A 601-nucleotide genomic window follows, 5' to 3' on the forward strand; every position below is an offset into this window, starting at 1 on the left:
TATATTCAGTATGTGTAGATTTACAGAATAATATATATAGTTGTAGTAGTGATATTACTTTGAGAAAAATATCTTCAAGTGGTGCTGAAATTTGGAGATTTACTGGGCATACAGGTACTGTACGTTCAGTATGTGTAGATTTACAAAATAATATAGTAAGTGGTAGTGCTGATTTTAAAGTAAGAAAAATATCTTCAAGTGGTGCTGAAATTTGGAGATTTACTGGGCATACAGATACTGTACGTTCAGTATGTACAGATTCACAAGATAATATAATAAGTGGTAGTGGTGATGATACAGTAAGAAAACTGTCAACAAATGGTGCTGAAATTTGGAGTTATAAAGAATATGAAAGTTCTGTAAACTCAGTATGTACAGATTCACAAGATAATATAGTAAGTGGTAATGGTAATTTTAAAGTAAGAAAAATATCTCCAAGTGGATATGAAATTTGGAGTTATAAAGGACATGAAAGTGGTGTATATTCAGTATGTGTAGATTTACAGAATAATATATATAGTGGAGGCAATGATAATACCATTAGAAAAATATCTTCTAATGGAGCAGAAATTTGGAAATATTCAAACTACAAAGATTGGGT

Annotated in this window: 1 protein-coding gene; it reads left to right on the top strand. The window is 30.0% G+C overall.

Annotated features, from left to right (window positions below):
• Positions 1-601, top strand: a 601-nt coding sequence (locus IR151_RS20055; protein ID WP_227437674.1) for a PQQ-binding-like beta-propeller repeat protein, incomplete at both ends; no start/stop codon positions are given.

The sequence above is a fragment of the Clostridioides sp. ES-S-0006-03 genome, assembly GCF_020662275.1.
Taxonomy (GTDB): domain Bacteria; phylum Bacillota; class Clostridia; order Peptostreptococcales; family Peptostreptococcaceae; genus Clostridioides.